Source organism: Kribbella sp. CCNWLW201 (genome assembly GCF_037203805.1).
GTDB lineage: Bacteria > Actinomycetota > Actinomycetes > Propionibacteriales > Kribbellaceae > Kribbella.
Map to the genome: position 1 here is coordinate 64388 of NZ_JBBCBQ010000008.1, position 14674 is coordinate 79061.

At 68.4% G+C, this 14674-nt stretch carries 15 protein-coding genes; 4 read left to right on the top strand and 11 right to left on the bottom strand.

Annotated features, from left to right (window positions below; genetic code table 11):
- Positions 1 to 11 precede the first annotated feature (11 nt).
- Positions 12 to 842, top strand: coding sequence for a M55 family metallopeptidase (locus V9K99_RS28725; protein WP_337011719.1), 831 nt, complete (start codon positions 12 to 14; stop codon positions 840 to 842).
- A 245-nt stretch (positions 843 to 1087) separates the two neighbouring features.
- Entirely contained in the window at positions 1088 to 1510 is a 423-nt protein-coding gene (locus V9K99_RS28730) for a DUF2000 domain-containing protein (protein ID WP_337011717.1), read from the top strand.
- A 141-nt stretch (positions 1511 to 1651) separates the two neighbouring features.
- Here the strand turns inward: V9K99_RS28730 and V9K99_RS28735 are convergent, their stop codons facing one another.
- Genes V9K99_RS28735 through V9K99_RS28750 form a run of 4 tightly spaced genes read right to left on the bottom strand, consistent with a single transcriptional unit; the run spans position 1652 to position 5381 of the window.
- The gene (locus V9K99_RS28735) at positions 1652 to 2935 is read right to left on the bottom strand and encodes an NAD(P)/FAD-dependent oxidoreductase (RefSeq protein ID WP_337011715.1); all 1284 of its coding nucleotides are present in this window, start codon (positions 2933 to 2935) and stop codon (positions 1652 to 1654) included.
- 2 nt (positions 2936 to 2937) lie between these two features.
- Entirely contained in the window at positions 2938 to 3705 is a 768-nt protein-coding gene (locus tag V9K99_RS28740; protein WP_337011713.1) for an amino acid ABC transporter ATP-binding protein, read from the bottom strand.
- Positions 3702 to 4436, bottom strand: coding sequence for an amino acid ABC transporter permease (locus V9K99_RS28745; RefSeq protein WP_337011712.1), 735 nt, complete (start codon positions 4434 to 4436; stop codon positions 3702 to 3704). The genes V9K99_RS28740 and V9K99_RS28745 overlap by 4 nt, the downstream gene beginning before the upstream one ends.
- A 9-nt stretch (positions 4437 to 4445) precedes the next feature.
- The gene (locus V9K99_RS28750; RefSeq protein WP_337011710.1) at positions 4446 to 5381 is read right to left on the bottom strand and encodes a substrate-binding periplasmic protein; all 936 of its coding nucleotides are present in this window, start codon (positions 5379 to 5381) and stop codon (positions 4446 to 4448) included.
- 150 nt (positions 5382 to 5531) lie between these two features.
- Between V9K99_RS28750 and V9K99_RS28755 the strand changes: the two genes are divergently transcribed.
- Positions 5532 to 6749, top strand: a complete 1218-nt coding sequence (locus V9K99_RS28755) for a CdaR family transcriptional regulator (protein ID WP_337011709.1) — start codon at positions 5532 to 5534, stop codon at positions 6747 to 6749.
- Positions 6750 to 6792: 43 nt separating this feature from the next.
- Here V9K99_RS28755 and V9K99_RS28760 read toward each other — a convergent pair whose 3' ends face one another.
- Genes V9K99_RS28760 through sdhC form a run of 4 tightly spaced genes read right to left on the bottom strand, consistent with a single transcriptional unit; the run spans position 6793 to position 10090 of the window.
- Positions 6793 to 7497 (bottom strand): succinate dehydrogenase iron-sulfur subunit, encoded by a 705-nt coding sequence (locus V9K99_RS28760; protein ID WP_132326561.1) that lies wholly within the window; start codon positions 7495 to 7497, stop codon positions 6793 to 6795.
- The gene (gene sdhA / locus V9K99_RS28765) at positions 7497 to 9239 is read right to left on the bottom strand and encodes a succinate dehydrogenase flavoprotein subunit (protein WP_337011705.1); all 1743 of its coding nucleotides are present in this window, start codon (positions 9237 to 9239) and stop codon (positions 7497 to 7499) included. The genes V9K99_RS28760 and sdhA overlap by 1 nt, the downstream gene beginning before the upstream one ends.
- A 13-nt stretch (positions 9240 to 9252) precedes the next feature.
- Positions 9253 to 9711 carry a succinate dehydrogenase hydrophobic membrane anchor subunit gene (locus V9K99_RS28770; protein WP_337011703.1) on the bottom strand — a complete coding sequence of 153 codons (459 nt, stop codon included), beginning with the start codon at positions 9709 to 9711 and terminating at the stop codon, positions 9253 to 9255.
- Position 9712: 1 nt separating this feature from the next.
- Positions 9713 to 10090 (bottom strand): succinate dehydrogenase, cytochrome b556 subunit, encoded by a 378-nt coding sequence (gene sdhC, locus V9K99_RS28775; RefSeq protein WP_337011701.1) that lies wholly within the window; start codon positions 10088 to 10090, stop codon positions 9713 to 9715.
- A gap of 331 nt (positions 10091 to 10421) precedes the next feature.
- Between sdhC and V9K99_RS28780 the strand changes: the two genes are divergently transcribed.
- On the top strand, positions 10422 to 11237 hold the full coding sequence (locus V9K99_RS28780) for an MBL fold metallo-hydrolase (protein ID WP_337011699.1): 816 nt from the start codon (positions 10422 to 10424) through the stop codon (positions 11235 to 11237).
- Between the two features lie 106 nt (positions 11238 to 11343).
- Here V9K99_RS28780 and V9K99_RS28785 read toward each other — a convergent pair whose 3' ends face one another.
- The 3 genes from V9K99_RS28785 to V9K99_RS28795 form a co-directional block, all read right to left on the bottom strand.
- Positions 11344 to 12450 carry a glycosyltransferase gene (locus V9K99_RS28785; protein ID WP_337011697.1) on the bottom strand — a complete coding sequence of 369 codons (1107 nt, stop codon included), beginning with the start codon at positions 12448 to 12450 and terminating at the stop codon, positions 11344 to 11346.
- Positions 12447 to 13559, bottom strand: coding sequence for a glycosyltransferase family 4 protein (locus V9K99_RS28790; protein ID WP_337011825.1), 1113 nt, complete (start codon positions 13557 to 13559; stop codon positions 12447 to 12449). Before V9K99_RS28790 ends, V9K99_RS28785 begins: the two co-directional genes overlap by 4 nt.
- 159 nt (positions 13560 to 13718) lie before the next feature.
- Positions 13719 to 14669 (bottom strand): hypothetical protein, encoded by a 951-nt coding sequence (locus V9K99_RS28795; protein ID WP_337011695.1) that lies wholly within the window; start codon positions 14667 to 14669, stop codon positions 13719 to 13721.
- Between the last annotated feature and the right edge of the window lie 5 nt (positions 14670 to 14674).

Here is a 14674-nt window from a genome sequence, read left to right on the forward strand (position 1 = left end):
CGCTGCCTGCCGTGAAGGTATACGTGAGTGTGGACATGGAGGGCATCACCGGGCTGGTCGACGCGGAGGACGTCCAGCCACCGGGACGGGACTACGAGCGCGGCCGGCTACTGATGACCGAGGACACGAACGCGGCCGTCCGGGGTGCGTACGACGCGGGCGCGACCGCCGTACTCGTGAACGACGCCCACGGCCCGATGCGCAACCTGCTCCCCGACCTGCTCGACCCGCGCGCCACGCTGATCAAGGGCCGCCCGAAGCCGATGGGCATGATGGAGGGCCTCACCAGCGAGTACGACGCCGTCCTCTGCATCGGCTACCACGCCCGCGCCGGCATCCTCGGCGTCCTCAGCCACAGCTTCATGGGCCACGAGATCGAGGACATCTGGCTCGACGACCAGGTCACCGGCGAGATCGGCCTCCTCCACGCCGCCGCAGCCGCGTACGGCGTACCGGTCGTGGTCCTGACCGGCGACGACACCGCCTGCGCCGAAATGAACGCCTGGGACCCAGCGGTCGCCACAGTCCCGGTCAAATACGCCAAGGACCGCTTCGCCGCCCAACTCGTCCCGGTCGCCGAAGCCCAAGCAGCCATCGAGTCCACCACCCTCACAGCCCTGCAGAACCTCCCCACCATCACGACGGACCCCACCGCCTTGCGCCGCCTCACGGTCCGCTGGCAATCCGCCTCAGTCACCTCCCACCTCACCGCCATCCCTGGCGTCACCCGCCAAGACGACCGCACCGTCACCGTCGAAGCCGACATGCTCCACCTCTACCGCCTCTTCAACCTCTTCCTCCGAGTAGCCACCGCAGTAACCACCAACCCGCCCTACTGCTAAGCCCCCGCCGAAGGACACCGCCTCCGGCGGCGGCTCTACTTGCCCGCCTTGGGCGGTTGGCGCCGACTGATTGCCCGGGTCGGCGGGGAGGGCGGTCAGCCACCCACCGCCGCACCCCCCGCTACTGCTGGGCAACGCGTCTTTCCGGAAGAAAAGTTGCATCGAGTGGCACCAATCATCCGGAAAGGCTTAAAACGTACAAGCCTCGGGTTGGGCGGGCGGTGGAGATTGGGCAGGTGGACAACGTGAGCGAGCCGGTCAGGTTCGAGACGAAGATTGCTGTGTTGTTGCGGGACGATCTGGCGACCTGGCAGCGGCTCAATGTGACGGCGTTTCTGGTGAGTGGAATTGCTGGGACTCACCCGGAGGTGGTGGGCGAGGCGTATCAGGACGCGGACGGGCAGGAGTACCTGCCGATGTTCAGGCAGCCGGTGTTGGTGTTCGAGGGGTCCAAGGAGTTCATGAGTACGGCGCACGAGCGGGCGCTGAAGCGGGAGATCGAGCACGCGGTGTTCACTCAGGAACTGTTTGCCACCGGCAATGATCGGGACAACCGGGCCGCGGTGAAGGCGGTGCGCACCGGTGAGCTGGATCTGGTGGGGATCGCCTTGTACGGCCCGAAGAACGCGGTGGACAAGGCACTCAAGGGCGCGCGGATGCACCACTAGTGCCTCCGGGGTGACGTGTGCAGTTCGACAGGAGGTGTCGGGCGATCGAGCCGTGTTACCGGTCCGCCCAGGGCGTGCGTCGCCGGCAGTGGCCGTATACGTCCTGTCGAACTGCAGCCAGCCAACGGTCCACGGGCCGTGTCAGCGGTTGGTGGGTTGGGAGGACAGCCGCCGCCGGAGGTGGTGGCTGTTGAGGGGGTAGCGGTTGGGGGTGAAGGGGTGTAGTTCGGGTGGGCGGAGGTTTTCCAGGACTAGGGGTACTACGTGGCGGGCGGTGCCGGGGGCCAGGGTTAGGCCTAGCATGCCGTGGCCGGTGGCTATGTAGAGGCCGGGGTGGTTGGGGATGGGGCCGATGAGGGGGAGGCTGTCGGGGGTGGCTGGGCGCATGCCTGCGAACGTTGCTGTTGACAACCCGGGGCGCCAGTCGGCGAAGTACGGCGCGGTGCGGTCGAGGATGGTAGCGAGGCGTCGTTCGGCGATCGGGCCGCCTGGTCGGCCGAGGTCCAGGCGGGCGGCGACGCGTACGCCGTCCGCGAAGGGGGTCACCGCGATGCTCGGTTCGACCAGTTTCACCGCGAGGTGCGGCGCCCGGCCGGTGCCGGGAGTGGTGATGCTGTATCCCGTTGCTGCCAGCAACGGAATCCGTACGCCGAGCACCGCGAGCAGCTCGGTCGACCACGCGCCCGCGGCGACCAGGAGCCGGTCGGCCGTGAAGGTTCCGGCGCTGGTCTCGACCCGCCAACCCGAATCAGCAGGCCCGAGCCGGCTCGCCGTACCGATCACGAGCCGCCCGCCGGCCTCAGACAGTTGTTCGCGTAAGGCACGCAGTACCTGCTCCGGCCGCACCTGCACCTCATCCACAGCGTGTACGGCGCCAATCACCGCAGAACCCAGCGCTGGTTCGCGAGACCGTGCCGCCTGGCCGTCGAGGATCTCGTAGCCGCCCTTGTAGCCGGCCGCCGTCGTGGCCTCGGCCAACTGGGCGACCTCGTCCAGACCGGCCTGCGTGACAGCGGCCATCAGCAACCCGGTCTGACGAAGTTCCAGGTCGGCCGTCTTCTGCAACCGGGCGAAGTCGTCCACGCATCCGGCACCGAGATCCAGTACGGCGCGCAGACCCGCGGTGTATTGCTGAGCGGAACCACTGCGAACGAAACCGACCAGCCAGCGCAGCAACGCGGAAGTGAGTCGGGGAGCAACGCTGAACGGGGCTTCTCGATGGAGCGCCTGGCGTGCCGAGTGCATCAGTACGCCGGGACCGGACAACGGAGCCGACAGCGCCGGCACGACCCACCCGGCCGCAGCCGGTGACGCGAAGCCGGCCTGCGGGCCCGCGTCCAGCACAGTCACCTCGGCCCCAGCACGGGCGAGCTCCAAGGCGGACCAGAGGCCGATCACCCCACCGCCGATCACGATGATGCGCATGCCTACTGCCCGGCCGCGTACGACGCGAGGAAGGTTCGCGTCCGGAGCTCACGCGGCCGGCCCAGCACCTCGGACGGCTCGCCTTCCTCGACGATCCGGCCGCCGTCGACGAAGACGACCCAGTCCGCCACCTCACGGGCGAATGGCAGTTCGTGCGTCACCAGCACCATGGTCATCCCGTCGTCGGCGAGCTCTCGCATCACTCGCAGTACCTCCGCGGTGGACTCGGGGTCCAGTGACGAGGTGGGCTCGTCGAACAGCAGGACCTTCGGCCGCAGCGCGAGCGCCCGGGCGATCGCCACGCGCTGCTGCTCACCACCCGACATCTGCTCCGGATACGCGACACCGCGGTGCGCGAGGCCGACCCGGCGGAGGAGCTGGATCGCCCGTTCCAACGCGTCGTGCTCGGGAACCCCGGCCCGCAATTGGGCGAGCATCACGTTCTCGACCGCGGTGAGGTGGGGGAACAGGTTGAAACGCTGGAACACCATACCGACGGACTGCCGCAGCTTGGCCAGGTCGCGACAGCGCATCTCCTCGCCGGAGAAGATCGTCTCGCCGGCGACCTCCAGCAGGCCGTGATCCGGTCGTTCGAGCAGGTTGAGGCAGCGCAGCAACGTGGTCTTGCCGCCGCCGCTCTGGCCGATGATCGCGACGATCTTCTTGTGCGGGACGATCAGGCTCACCTCGTCGAGCACCAGCCGTCCGTCGAAGGACTTGCTCAGGTTCTCGATCCGTACGACGACATCAGTGAGAGCGCGAACGGTCATGCCGATGCTCCGTTCTGCGCCAGGAGTTCGCGAGCGGCCTTGAGTCGCCGCCGCCGTTTCGGTGACAGCGGTACCCCGGCCCGGATCCGGCGCTCCAGCCAGAGCAGGCCCTGGGAGAGCGGGTAGCAGAGGACGAAATAGATGGCCGCGATCACCAGATAGACCTCTAGCGCGCGGAACGTCGCCGAGGTGATCAGCCGCCCCTCGGACATCAGTTCGGCCGCCGAGATGGTGACCAGCAACGACGTGGACTTCAGTAGGTCGACCAGCATCGTGTTGGTCCCGGGCAGTGCCGACCGCAGTGCCTGCGGGAAAACGACGTACGCGAAGGTGCTCACCCGGCCGAGCCCCAGCGCCTCCGCGGCCTCCTGCTGGCCGCCGTGCACACCGACGATCGCGGCGCGGAAGATCTCCGAGAGGTACGCGGCGTAGAACACGATCAGACTCACGCAGCCGGCGCTGAAGACGTCCAGCTTGAGTCCGGCGGACGCCAGCCCGAAGTACGTGACGAAGATGATCGCCAGGAGTGGGATGTTCTTGAACACCTCGGTGTAGACGGCGGCCGGCACCCGCAGCGCGCGGTGCCGGTTCACCCGCAGCAGCGCCAGCGCGAGGCCGAGAACCGCGGCGCCGGCGAAGCTCGCGACCGTGTACGCGACCGTCTTTCCGAGTCCGTCGAGCAGGGCGGGTGCGTAGTCCGACCAAGGCACCTCGAAGAGTTGCGTCAGCATCAGGAGTCCTCAGATGGTCGGCGGTTGCCAGTCCGCGGGCCGGTCGACCCCACGCCGGGTGGCGGCGATCTCCGGTGACGGCTTGAGGAACTGGTCGGGCGCGCCGCCGTACTTCTCGATCAGCTTGGTCAGCTCGCCGCTGGTGTACATCGCCCGGATCTGCTCCGAGATCGCCTTCTCCAGCGCGGTCGCCTGCTTGGGCAGGTAGAAGCTCGTCATGTACGGGCGGAAGTACTCGTACGGCGGATGCGCCTTGAGCTCCGCGTCGGACGGTGGGGTCAGGTACTGCGTCTCGACCTTGAGCTCCGGCCGTTCCTTCTGGGCCGCGAGCACCAGCAGCGGATCCAGGAAGCCGACGTTGATGCGGCCGGCGCCGAGGTCGTCGAAGACCCCGTTGCCGTCCGGGTACGCGTGCAGCTTGGCACCCGGGACGGCCTGGATCGACTTGACCCACACGTACCCCTCGACGGTGCCGAGATCCTTGCCCTGCAGGTCGTTCACGGTCTGGTAGTGCTCGCCGGCGCGGACGGCCATCGCGGGTGGCGAGTAGTACGGCGGATCGGTGAACAGCCCCTGCTTCTGCCGCTCGGCCGTCCAGGCGACACCGCCGATGGTGATGTCGACGCGGCGGGACTGGACGTTCGCGAGCATCCCGGCGAAGTCGGTGACCTCGGGCTTCACGGTCAGCCCGAGCTTCCCGGCCACGGCATTGAGGATGTCGGCGTCCAGGCCGGTCATCTTGTCGCCGACCATCGAGGTGTACGGCGCGTACGGCTGGATGGCGACCTTGAGGACACCGGGCTCGAGCGTGCCGAGCGCGGCGGCCGCGTCGGAGACCGGCGCCTTGGACTCGCCGCCGCACGCGGTCAGCGAGCCGAGTCCGAGGGCGAGTACGGCGAGCAGGTGAGCGGCCCGTGGGATCCGGGTGAGCGGAGAGTTCGACATCGCGTGCCTTTCGTGGCGGCGGCCCCCGGCTGACCTCCTCAAGGCTAGGGATCCGGTACGGCGAAGTCATTGGACGACTGATCCGGGATTCGGTGCTGAAACCGGGCTCTCGTCGTACGCTTCGTACAATCGTCCGGAGAGGGGAGCGCCATGCTCTCGGCCTCACTCGCCCAGCAGATCGCCCGGGACACGTCCGAGGTGATCGGCTACAACGTGCTCATCACCGACGAACACGGCATCGTCATCGGCAGCGGTGACACCGGCCGGCTGGGCAGCTTCCACGAGGCGTCGGTCGACGTACTGGCATCGCAGCAGGCGGCCTGGCACACGGCCGCCGAGGCACAGCGACTGCGCGGGGTGAAGCCCGGGATGACGTTGCCGATCGTGATCGACGGGGAAGCGGTCGGGACGGTCGGCATCACCGGGTCGCCGCGGCAGGTCCGGCGGTTCGGCCTGGTGGTCCGGCGGCAGACCGAGATCTTGCTGCAGGAGTCCGTCGAGCTCCGGTCGCGGCTGCTGCGGGAACGGGCGCTGGAGGAGTTGGTCCGCGACATCGGCTCCTTCGACGCCGATGTGGTCGACCCGGCCTTCGTGGTCGCGCGGGCGAAGGAGCTCGGCTACGACCTGACCATCCCGCGCACGGTGGTGATCGTCGACGTGGATGAGCCGGTGCCGGTCGGCACGGGCAACGGCGGTGTGCCGGATGTCGCCACGCTTCGGCCAGAGGTGCTCCGGACCTTGCGCCAGACCTTCGGATCGGCGGACCTGGTGGCCGCGATGACGGCCGGCCGCTTCGCCGTACTGCCGGTGCTCGACCGCGGCCGCGGTGCCGCAGACGACAGGAATGGCCGCGGCAGCGGGGCCGACCACAGGTTGCGGTTGGCGGAGGTCGCCGTACGCACGATCGCTGCGGAGCATGGGTTCGCGTCGCGGGCGGGTGTTGGCGGGGTGGCGCGCGGGATCGCTGCGCTCCGGGAGGCGCACGCCGATGCAGGGGACGCGCTCCGATTGGGTAAGGGGCCCGAGTCGGCGTACGTGATCGACGATCTGCGTGGACACCAGGTGCTGGCGGCGGTCGGGCACCGGGCCCGCGCCCGGCTGGTGTCACTCGTCGCGGGTGACCTCGCGACCCACGCCGACTGGCCCGAGCTCCGCGCCACCCTGATCGCCTGGTGCGAGAGCGGCTTCAACCTGGTGCGAACCGCGGAGGCCCTGCACATCCACCGCAACACCCTCATCTACCGCCTGGAAAAGATCGAACGCCTCACCAACCACCCCTGGCGCGACCACAAAGCCACCCTCACCACCTACCTAGCCTGCCTAGCCTCCCAACTAGACACCCCAGAACCCGAACGTCCGAAGAACTGAGGGCTATAGGCCACAGTTCTTCGGACGCAAGCACCAGGCGTGCTCAGACGCGGCGGAAGATCAGGGCTCGTTTCACTTCCTGGATGGCTTTGGTGACCTCGATACCGCGGGGGCAGGCGTCGGTGCAGTTGAAGGTGGTCCGGCAGCGCCAGACGCCTTCCTTGTCGTTCAGGATCTCGAGCCGCTGCTCGGTGCCCTCGTCGCGGCTGTCGAAGATGAACCGGTGCGCGCCGACGATCGCCTGCGGGCCGAAGTACTGGCCGTCGGACCAGAACACCGGGCAGGACGTCGTACACGCGGCGCACAGGATGCACTTGGTGGTGTCGTCGAACCGGTCCCGGTCGGCCTGGGACTGGATCCGTTCCCGGGTCGGCTCGTGGCCGCTGGTGACCAGGAACGGCATCACCGAGCGGTACGCGTCGAAGAACGGCTCCATGTCGACGACCAGGTCCTTGAGCACCGGCAAGCCCTTGATCGGCTCGACGGTGATCTCCTTCTCCGGGTTCAGGTCCTTGATCAGCGTCTTGCAGGCCAGCCGGTTGCGGCCGTTGATCCGCATCGCGTCGGAGCCGCAGACACCGTGCGCGCAGGACCGGCGGAAGGTCAGCGTGCCGTCCTGGTCCCACTTGATCTTGTGCAGCGCGTCCAGCACCCGGTCGGTCGGCTGCAGGGTGACCGAGTAGGTCTTCCACTCGGCCTCGTCGACGACCTCGGGGTTGTACCGAAGGATCTTGACCTTGACGTCCATCAGTACTTCCGCTCCATCGGCTTGTAGCGAGTCTGGACGACCGGCTTGTAGTCCAGCCTGATGTTGATGTTGCCTTCGGCATCGACCTCGCGGTACGCCATCGTGTGCCGCATGTAGTTGACGTCGTCGCGCTTGTCGTAGTCCTCGCGGAAGTGACCGCCGCGGGACTCCTTGCGCTCCAGCGCGGACACCACCAGCACCTCGGCCAGGTCGAGCAGGAAGCCGAGCTCGACCGCCTCGAGCAGGTCCGTGTTGAACCGCTTGCCCTTGTCCTGGACGCCGACCTGGGTGAACCGCTGCTTGAGCGCCGCGATGTCGACCAGCGCCTGCTTCAGCGAACCCTCGGTCCGGTACACCTGCGCGTTCAGGTCCATCGTCGCCTGCAGGTCGGCCCGGATCGCGGCGATCCGCTCCTCCCCGGTGGAGGTACGCAGACCCTCGACCAGCTCGACGACGTACGCCTCCGGGTTCTCCGGAAGCTCCTCGAAGGCCGCGGTCTCGGCGTACTCGGCCGCGGCGATCCCGGCCCGCCGGCCGAACACGTTGATGTCGAGCAGCGAGTTCGTGCCCAGCCGGTTCGCGCCGTGCACCGACACACAGGCGACCTCACCCGCGGCGTACAGACCGGGGATCACGTCCTCGTTGTTGGCGAGCGCCTCGCCCTTGATGTTGGTCGGGATACCGCCCATCGCGTAGTGCGCGGTCGGGAACACCGGGATCTGCTCGGTGTACGGCTCGACGCCGAGGTACGTCCGGGCGAACTCGGTGATGTCCGGCAGCTTCGCGTCGATGTGGGCCGGCTCGAGGTGGGTCAGGTCGAGCATCACGTAGGCGCCGTCCGGGCCGCAGCCGCGGCCCTCGCGGACCTCGTTGGCCATCGCCCGGGCGACCATGTCACGCGGCGCCAGGTCCTTCACGGTCGGCGCGTACCGCTCCATGAACCGCTCGTTGTCCTTGTTCCGCAGGATTCCGCCCTCGCCGCGGGCCGCCTCGGACAGCAGTACGCCGAGACCCGCCAGGCCGGTCGGGTGGAACTGGAAGAACTCCATGTCCTCCAGCGGCAGGCCCTTGCGCCAGACGATGCCCATCCCGTCACCGGTCAGCGTGTGCGCGTTGGAGGTGGTCCGGAAGACCTTGCCGAACCCGCCGGAGGCGAACACGACCGACTTGGCCGAGAAGATGTGCAGCTCGCCGGTGGCCAGCTCGTAGGCGACGACACCGGTGGAGCGGCCGTTCACCATCAGCAGGTCGAGCACGTAGAACTCGTTGAAAAACTCCACGTTCTGCTTGATGCACTGCTGGTACAGCGTCTGCAGGATCATGTGGCCGGTCCGGTCGGCCGCGAAGCAGGACCGTCGTACGACGGCCTCACCGTGGTTGCGGGTGTGGCCGCCGAAGAACCGCTGGTCGATCTTGCCCTCGGCGGTCCGGTTGAACGGCAGGCCCATCTTCTCCAGGTCGAGGACCGCGTCGACGGCCTCGCGGCACATCACCTCGGCCGCGTCCTGGTCGACCAGGAAGTCACCACCCTTGACCGTGTCGAAGGTGTGCCACTCCCAGTTGTCCTCTTCGACGTTGGCCAGCGCGGCGCACATGCCGCCCTGGGCCGCGCCGGTGTGTGACCGGGTCGGGTAGAGCTTGGTGAGCACCGCGGTCCGGGTCCGCTTGCTGGACTCCAGGGCGGCGCGCATTCCCGCTCCACCCGCGCCGACGATGACTACGTCGTACTGATGCCGCTGCATCTGTGAACTGTCCTTACTTGTTGCAGACCGACAGCGTGCTGCTGGGGTCCAGGCAGGGGTCGAAGGTGAAGATCACCAGGGTGCCGAGTACGACGATCACGATCGACGCGGTGATCAGCAGGGACTTCAGCCAGAACCGGGTCTGGTCCTTCTCGGCGTAGTCGTTGATGATCGTGCGCAGGCCGTTGGTGCCGTGCAGCATCGCCAGCCACAGCATCAGCAGGTCCCAGACCTGCCACAGCGGGTTGGCCCACTTGCCGGCCACGAAACCGAAGTCCAGCGCGGTGATCCCGCCGCCGAGCATCAGGTTCACGAACAGGTGGCCGAGCACCAGGACGACGAGGGCGAGCCCGGACAGCCGCATGAACAGCCAGCTGTACAGCTCGAAGTTGGTCTGACCGGACCGGTTCCGGCCGCCGCCCTTGAGCGAGCGGGAGCGGGAGCTGGACCGGGGTGCCGCGATGTCCGACATCTCAGCCTCCGAAGACATGTGAGAGGTGCCGGATCACGAACGGCACGAACAGAACCACCCAGACCACGCCGACACCGATCATCAACTGCCGCTGGTAGCGCGGCCCGCGCGCCCAGAAGTCCACCAGGATCAGCCGGATGCCGTTGAACGCGTGGAACAGGATGGCCCCGACCAGGCCGACCTCCATCAGGCCGACGATCGGGTTCTTGTAGGTGCCGATGACCTCGTTGTAGGCCTCCGGGGAGACCCGGACCAGCGCGGTGTCGAGCACGTGCACCAGGAGGAAGAAGAAGATCCCCACTCCGGTGATCCGGTGCGCGACCCATGACCACATGCCCTCCCGGCCGCGGTACAGCGTGCCGGCTGGTTTGCTGGGCAAACCGATCCTCCGATCGGACGTCAGACCGAGAGCCGATGCACGCGGCACGCCGGGACCTGAAGTGGGCCCGCGCAGATTCACGGGACGGCCGCGATCGGCTCGGCTCGGCGAAAACCGGGCCGGTTCGATGCTAGTCCTGCCGGTCGGCCCATTTTGTCCTGACAGGTGTGACATCGCTCTCCAACCCGCTCCCCAAGTGGCCCGTCGGGCGGGCCCGCGAGTGGCCCTCGACGGGCCGCCGGTCATGTTCTTGACTTCAACTGAGCTTGACATCCGAGACTCTGGAACCGAACCGGGATGTCGCCCGGGTCACAAGCGAGGGGAGAACACGGTGAGTTTCTGGATCTGTGCGACCTGTGCGGTCGAGCACTCCGAGCAGGTGGAGGTGTGCGCGATCTGCGCCGACGAACGCCAGTGGGTGCCCGCCGACGGTCAGCACTGGACCACACTCGACGAGCTGGCCGCGGCCGGCACGGAGGTCACCATCGACGAGGTCGAGCCGGACCTGTACGGCGTCCGGTCGAAGCCGCCGGTCGGGATCGGCCAGCAGTCGATGCTGCTGCGGACCGCCGGGGGCAACCTGCTCTGGGATCCGATCGGGTACCTCGACGACGACGCCGTACGGCGGGTCCGGGAGCTGGGCGAGGTCGTCGCGATCATCGCGAGTCATCCGCACATGTACGGCGTACAGGTCGAGTGGAGCCACCGGCTCGGCGGCGTACCCGTGTACGTCTCGGAGGCCGACGCCGAGTGGGTGGCCCGGCAGGACCCGGTGATCCAGACCTGGTCGGGCAAGCTCACCCCGCTGCCCGGTGTGACGGTCATCCAGCCGGGCGGGCACTTCCCGGGCAGCGCGGTGGTGCACTGGGCCGAGGCCGCGGACGGCAAGGGCGTCATCCTGTCCGGCGACACCATCTTCGCCAACCCCGACCGCACCTCGGTCAGCTTCATGCGCAGCTACCCGAACCGCATCCCGCTGTCAGGCGCCGTCGTCGACCGGGTCGCCCGCTCCCTCGACCCCTTCGACTACGACCGCCTCTACAACAACTTCGGCGCTCTCATCCCGGCCGACGCCAAAGCCATAGTCCGCCGCTCCGCCGACCGCCACGCCGCCTGGACCCGAGGCGACTACGACCACCTGACCTGAGTGGTACCGAAGAACAGGACGTGTATGCCTACTGGCCTCGTCGGGCACGCTCAGAGCGACCCGCCGAACGGCTGGATTCGGCACTACCTCCTGTTCTTCGGTCCGGTCAGGCGGCCAGTCGGGACTGGGTGAGGCGGGTGTGGAGGGCGAGCATGCGGTTGACGCAGGTGTTCCAGTCGTAGAGTTCGGCCCGGCGGCGGGCCGAAGCTCTGCGGCCGGGCACCTGCGTCAGCTCGAGTACGGCGTCTGCTAGGGCGGTTGGGGTTGCGGGGGCCCAGCGGCCGCAGGAGTCGTCTACTAGTTCGCGGGCGCCGCCGGTGTTGGCGGTAACTACTGGGGTGCCGGCGGCGAGGGCTTCCAGGACGGCTAGGCCGAAGGTTTCGCCTGGGCAGACGGACAGGGCGATGTCGGCCTCGGCGAGGTGGCGGGCGAGGGTACGGCGGCCGTCGACGTACCCGTGGAACGTCACCGGCGCCGAGCCCGCGATGGCGACCAGCTCGTCGAGGTGTGGGCCGGAGCCGTACACGTCCATCCGCATCCGCACGCCCCGGCGGTGGAGCTCGGCGGCTGTCGCCACAGCCAGATGCGGGCTCTTCTCGCGGGACAGGCGGCCGGCGTGGACGAGTTTGAGTACGCCGTCGTCCACCGGCTCGGCCAAGGACGGGTGGAAGGTGTCCAGGTCGACGCCGAGCGGGATCCGGACCAGCGGTGTGGTCACCTCGTCGAACTCGGCCGCCGCATAGCGGGACGTCACCACGACAGCGTCGTACGTCCGGCTGAGGAGTTTGTAGAGCGCGCCCACTCCGGCCGCGACACCCAACTGGCGGCCGGTTCGCAGCGACAGCATCGCGTCGAGTCGCTCGTGGCTGAACAGCACCGAGCCGATGTCGTTCTTGCGCGCCCAGCGGGCCACCGGCAGCAGCGTCGACTTGTCCGAGATCTCCACCGTGGTGGGCCGGAACTGCTCGAGCGTGTCGATGACCTTCCACGGATCGGTGATCAGCCGGTAGCCGCCGCCGACCTTCGGTGCCTTGATCCGGATCACGGTGCCGGCCTCGGTCTCGACCACGGTGTCGCGTTCGCCGGGCGTGATCACGATCCGTTCCGCGCCGGCGTCGACGTACCCCTGCCCGAGGTGTTCGATCGCGGTCCGCATCCCACCGGACGTCGGCCCGACGAAGTTGGCCAGCTGGGCGATCCGCAATCTGCTCATGCGACCCGCCGAACGGCCGCGGCTTCGGCCAGGACCTCGGCGTAATGCCGGTCGACCAGGTCGTCGACCACCGCCGGCCAGGTTCGGCTCTGCACCCGCTGGAGCCCGTTGGCGGCCATCCGGCCTCGGGCGGCGGGGTGGTCGAGCAGGGTCTTGACCGCGTTCCGCAACGAGCCCGGCTGCCCTGGCTCGAACAGCAGCCCGTTGTCACCCGGACGGATCAGGTCGAGCGGACCACCCGCGGCCGGGCCGACCGTCGCGACCCCGGAGGCCTGCGCTTCCTGGATGGTCTGGCAGAACGTCTCGTGCTCGCCGGTGTGCACGAACACGTCGAGTCCGGCGAAGACCGTGGCCAGGTCGGCGCCCCGGCGCATTCCCAGGAAGGTTGCGTTTGGCAAGGAGTTCTCCAGGGCGGCGCGGTCGGGGCCGTCGCCGACGATGACGACGCGGCAGTCCAGGTCGGTCAGTTCGGCCAGCCGGCGGACCTTCTTCTCCGCGGCCAGCCGGCCGACGTACCCGACGATCGGCTTGCCGTCGGGGGAGATCTCGCGCCGCCAGCTCTCGTCCCGGTGGCGCGGATCGAAGAGGTCCAGGTTCACGCCGCGACCCCACAGATGAACCCGCGGTACGCCGCCCTGCACGAGCTGCTGGACGGACGCGGTGGACGGCGCGAGGGTCCGGTCGGCTCGTGAGTGCACCCGTCGTACCCAGCGCCAGACACCGCGATCGGCGGCGGCGAACCAGGGGTACTGACGGGCGAACCCGGCGATGTCGGTCTGGAAGATCGCGACCGTCGGCAGGCCGAGCTTGCGCGCGCTGCGCAGTCCGTAGGCGCCGATGATGAACGGAGACGCCAGGTGAACGAGGTCCGGCTTGAACTCGGCCATCGCCCGCTCGATCGAGGGGTCGGGCAGGCCGACCGGGAACTCCTTGTAGCCCGGGATCCCGAAGCTCCGCGCCCGCAGTACCTGGACGTCGCGGTAGGTGTCGGGACCGGGGCCGGCGGCAATGATCAGCAGCTCGTGCCCACGGGCACGCAGCCGGTCGGCGACATGGCGAGCCGTGTTCGCCACGCCATTGATCTGCGGCAGGAAGGATTCAGCGACCATCACGATGCGCACACCTCGGAGGTTCCCCACCGCGCATGAACCCTCGGCGACACTCTCGTGACACCGCGTCGATTCCCTGTCGACGCGTACAGAGACATGAAGTGTCCTTCAGGTAGCCATCCGGCGGTGCCCGGTTAGTGCCACGCGAACACGAAGTGGTCAGCTCATGACCAGCCAGACTTCCTCGTTGAAGAGGGTCAGCCGGACTTGCTGACCCACCACCTGGAGGTCGACCCGCCAACCGGCCACGTAGGCGATGTGCGAGCGACCGTCGAGGTGCTGGTTCACCCAGTCCCGCACAGGCTGTACCGCGTTGCCGCTCAGGTGCCGCAGGACCTGCTCGAAGTCCGCTGAAGCGGCGGCGGTGGCGACCAGATAGGTGATGCCCACGTCGGGTCCCGAGAACTTCAGTGCCAGACCGGGCTTGCGCTGACACGTCTCGTTGTCGGCCGTGCAGGACAAGCCGTCGGCGCGCAGAGCGTCGGCCAGACCGGATTCGGTGGTGTCGAGGTGGAGGACCGGCACCTTGAGCTGGGTGCTGTTCAGCTTCGCCGCGCTGATTTCGGTCTTCTCGCCTCGGCCGACGATCTCGTATTTGCCCCAGGCACCGTCGACCCATCCGCCCCAGGCCCGGAGGACGTTGTTCACTCGCGGCAAGTCCGCGGGGAACACGATCGGCCCCACCGTGCCGGCCAGGGACCGGAGTGCGGGACCTGTCTCCCCGGTGGCCCGCACCTTGATGGTCAGCGCGGTGACGCTGCCGTCGGGCCGGTACTGGACGACGACCGCTGACGTGGTCCGCCCTGCCAGGGCGAAGCAACCCGCATGCCCGCCGTCCGCGCTGGTGAAGCGCACACTGCACTCCAGGCCGCGCGCCGTCAGAGCATCGGCGAGCGTCCGCGCCTGACCGGTGATCGAGCCGCCGGCGGTAACCCCCTCGGCCAGGGTGAGCCGGGCAGCAGCCGTGTCGGCGGTGGCCGTGTCATCCCGCCGTACGACGAAGAGCGCTGTCAGGGCGACGACCAGAAGGCCGGCGAGGAGGCCGGAGAGGATGAAGGGCCACAGTCGTCGGTGGGGACGGTGTGCCGGTGCAGGACGGTGCAGCGACATCGGGT

Coding starts and splice junctions, on each gene's coding strand:
- V9K99_RS28735 (WP_337011715.1), bottom strand. CDS start 2,935: ATGCGCATCATCGTGATCGGCGGTGGGGTGATCGGCCTCTGGTCCGCC.
- V9K99_RS28740 (WP_337011713.1), bottom strand. CDS start 3,705: ATGACCGTTCGCGCTCTCACTGATGTCGTCGTACGGATCGAGAACCTG.
- V9K99_RS28745 (WP_337011712.1), bottom strand. CDS start 4,436: ATGCTGACGCAACTCTTCGAGGTGCCTTGGTCGGACTACGCACCCGCC.
- V9K99_RS28750 (WP_337011710.1), bottom strand. CDS start 5,381: ATGTCGAACTCTCCGCTCACCCGGATCCCACGGGCCGCTCACCTGCTC.
- V9K99_RS28755 (WP_337011709.1), top strand. CDS start 5,532: ATGCTCTCGGCCTCACTCGCCCAGCAGATCGCCCGGGACACGTCCGAG.
- V9K99_RS28760 (WP_132326561.1), bottom strand. CDS start 7,497: ATGGACGTCAAGGTCAAGATCCTTCGGTACAACCCCGAGGTCGTCGAC.
- sdhA (WP_337011705.1), bottom strand. CDS start 9,239: ATGCAGCGGCATCAGTACGACGTAGTCATCGTCGGCGCGGGTGGAGCG.
- V9K99_RS28770 (WP_337011703.1), bottom strand. CDS start 9,711: ATGTCGGACATCGCGGCACCCCGGTCCAGCTCCCGCTCCCGCTCGCTC.
- V9K99_RS28785 (WP_337011697.1), bottom strand. CDS start 12,450: ATGAGCAGATTGCGGATCGCCCAGCTGGCCAACTTCGTCGGGCCGACG.
- V9K99_RS28790 (WP_337011825.1), bottom strand. CDS start 13,559: ATGGTCGCTGAATCCTTCCTGCCGCAGATCAATGGCGTGGCGAACACG.
- V9K99_RS28795 (WP_337011695.1), bottom strand. CDS start 14,669: ATGTCGCTGCACCGTCCTGCACCGGCACACCGTCCCCACCGACGACTG.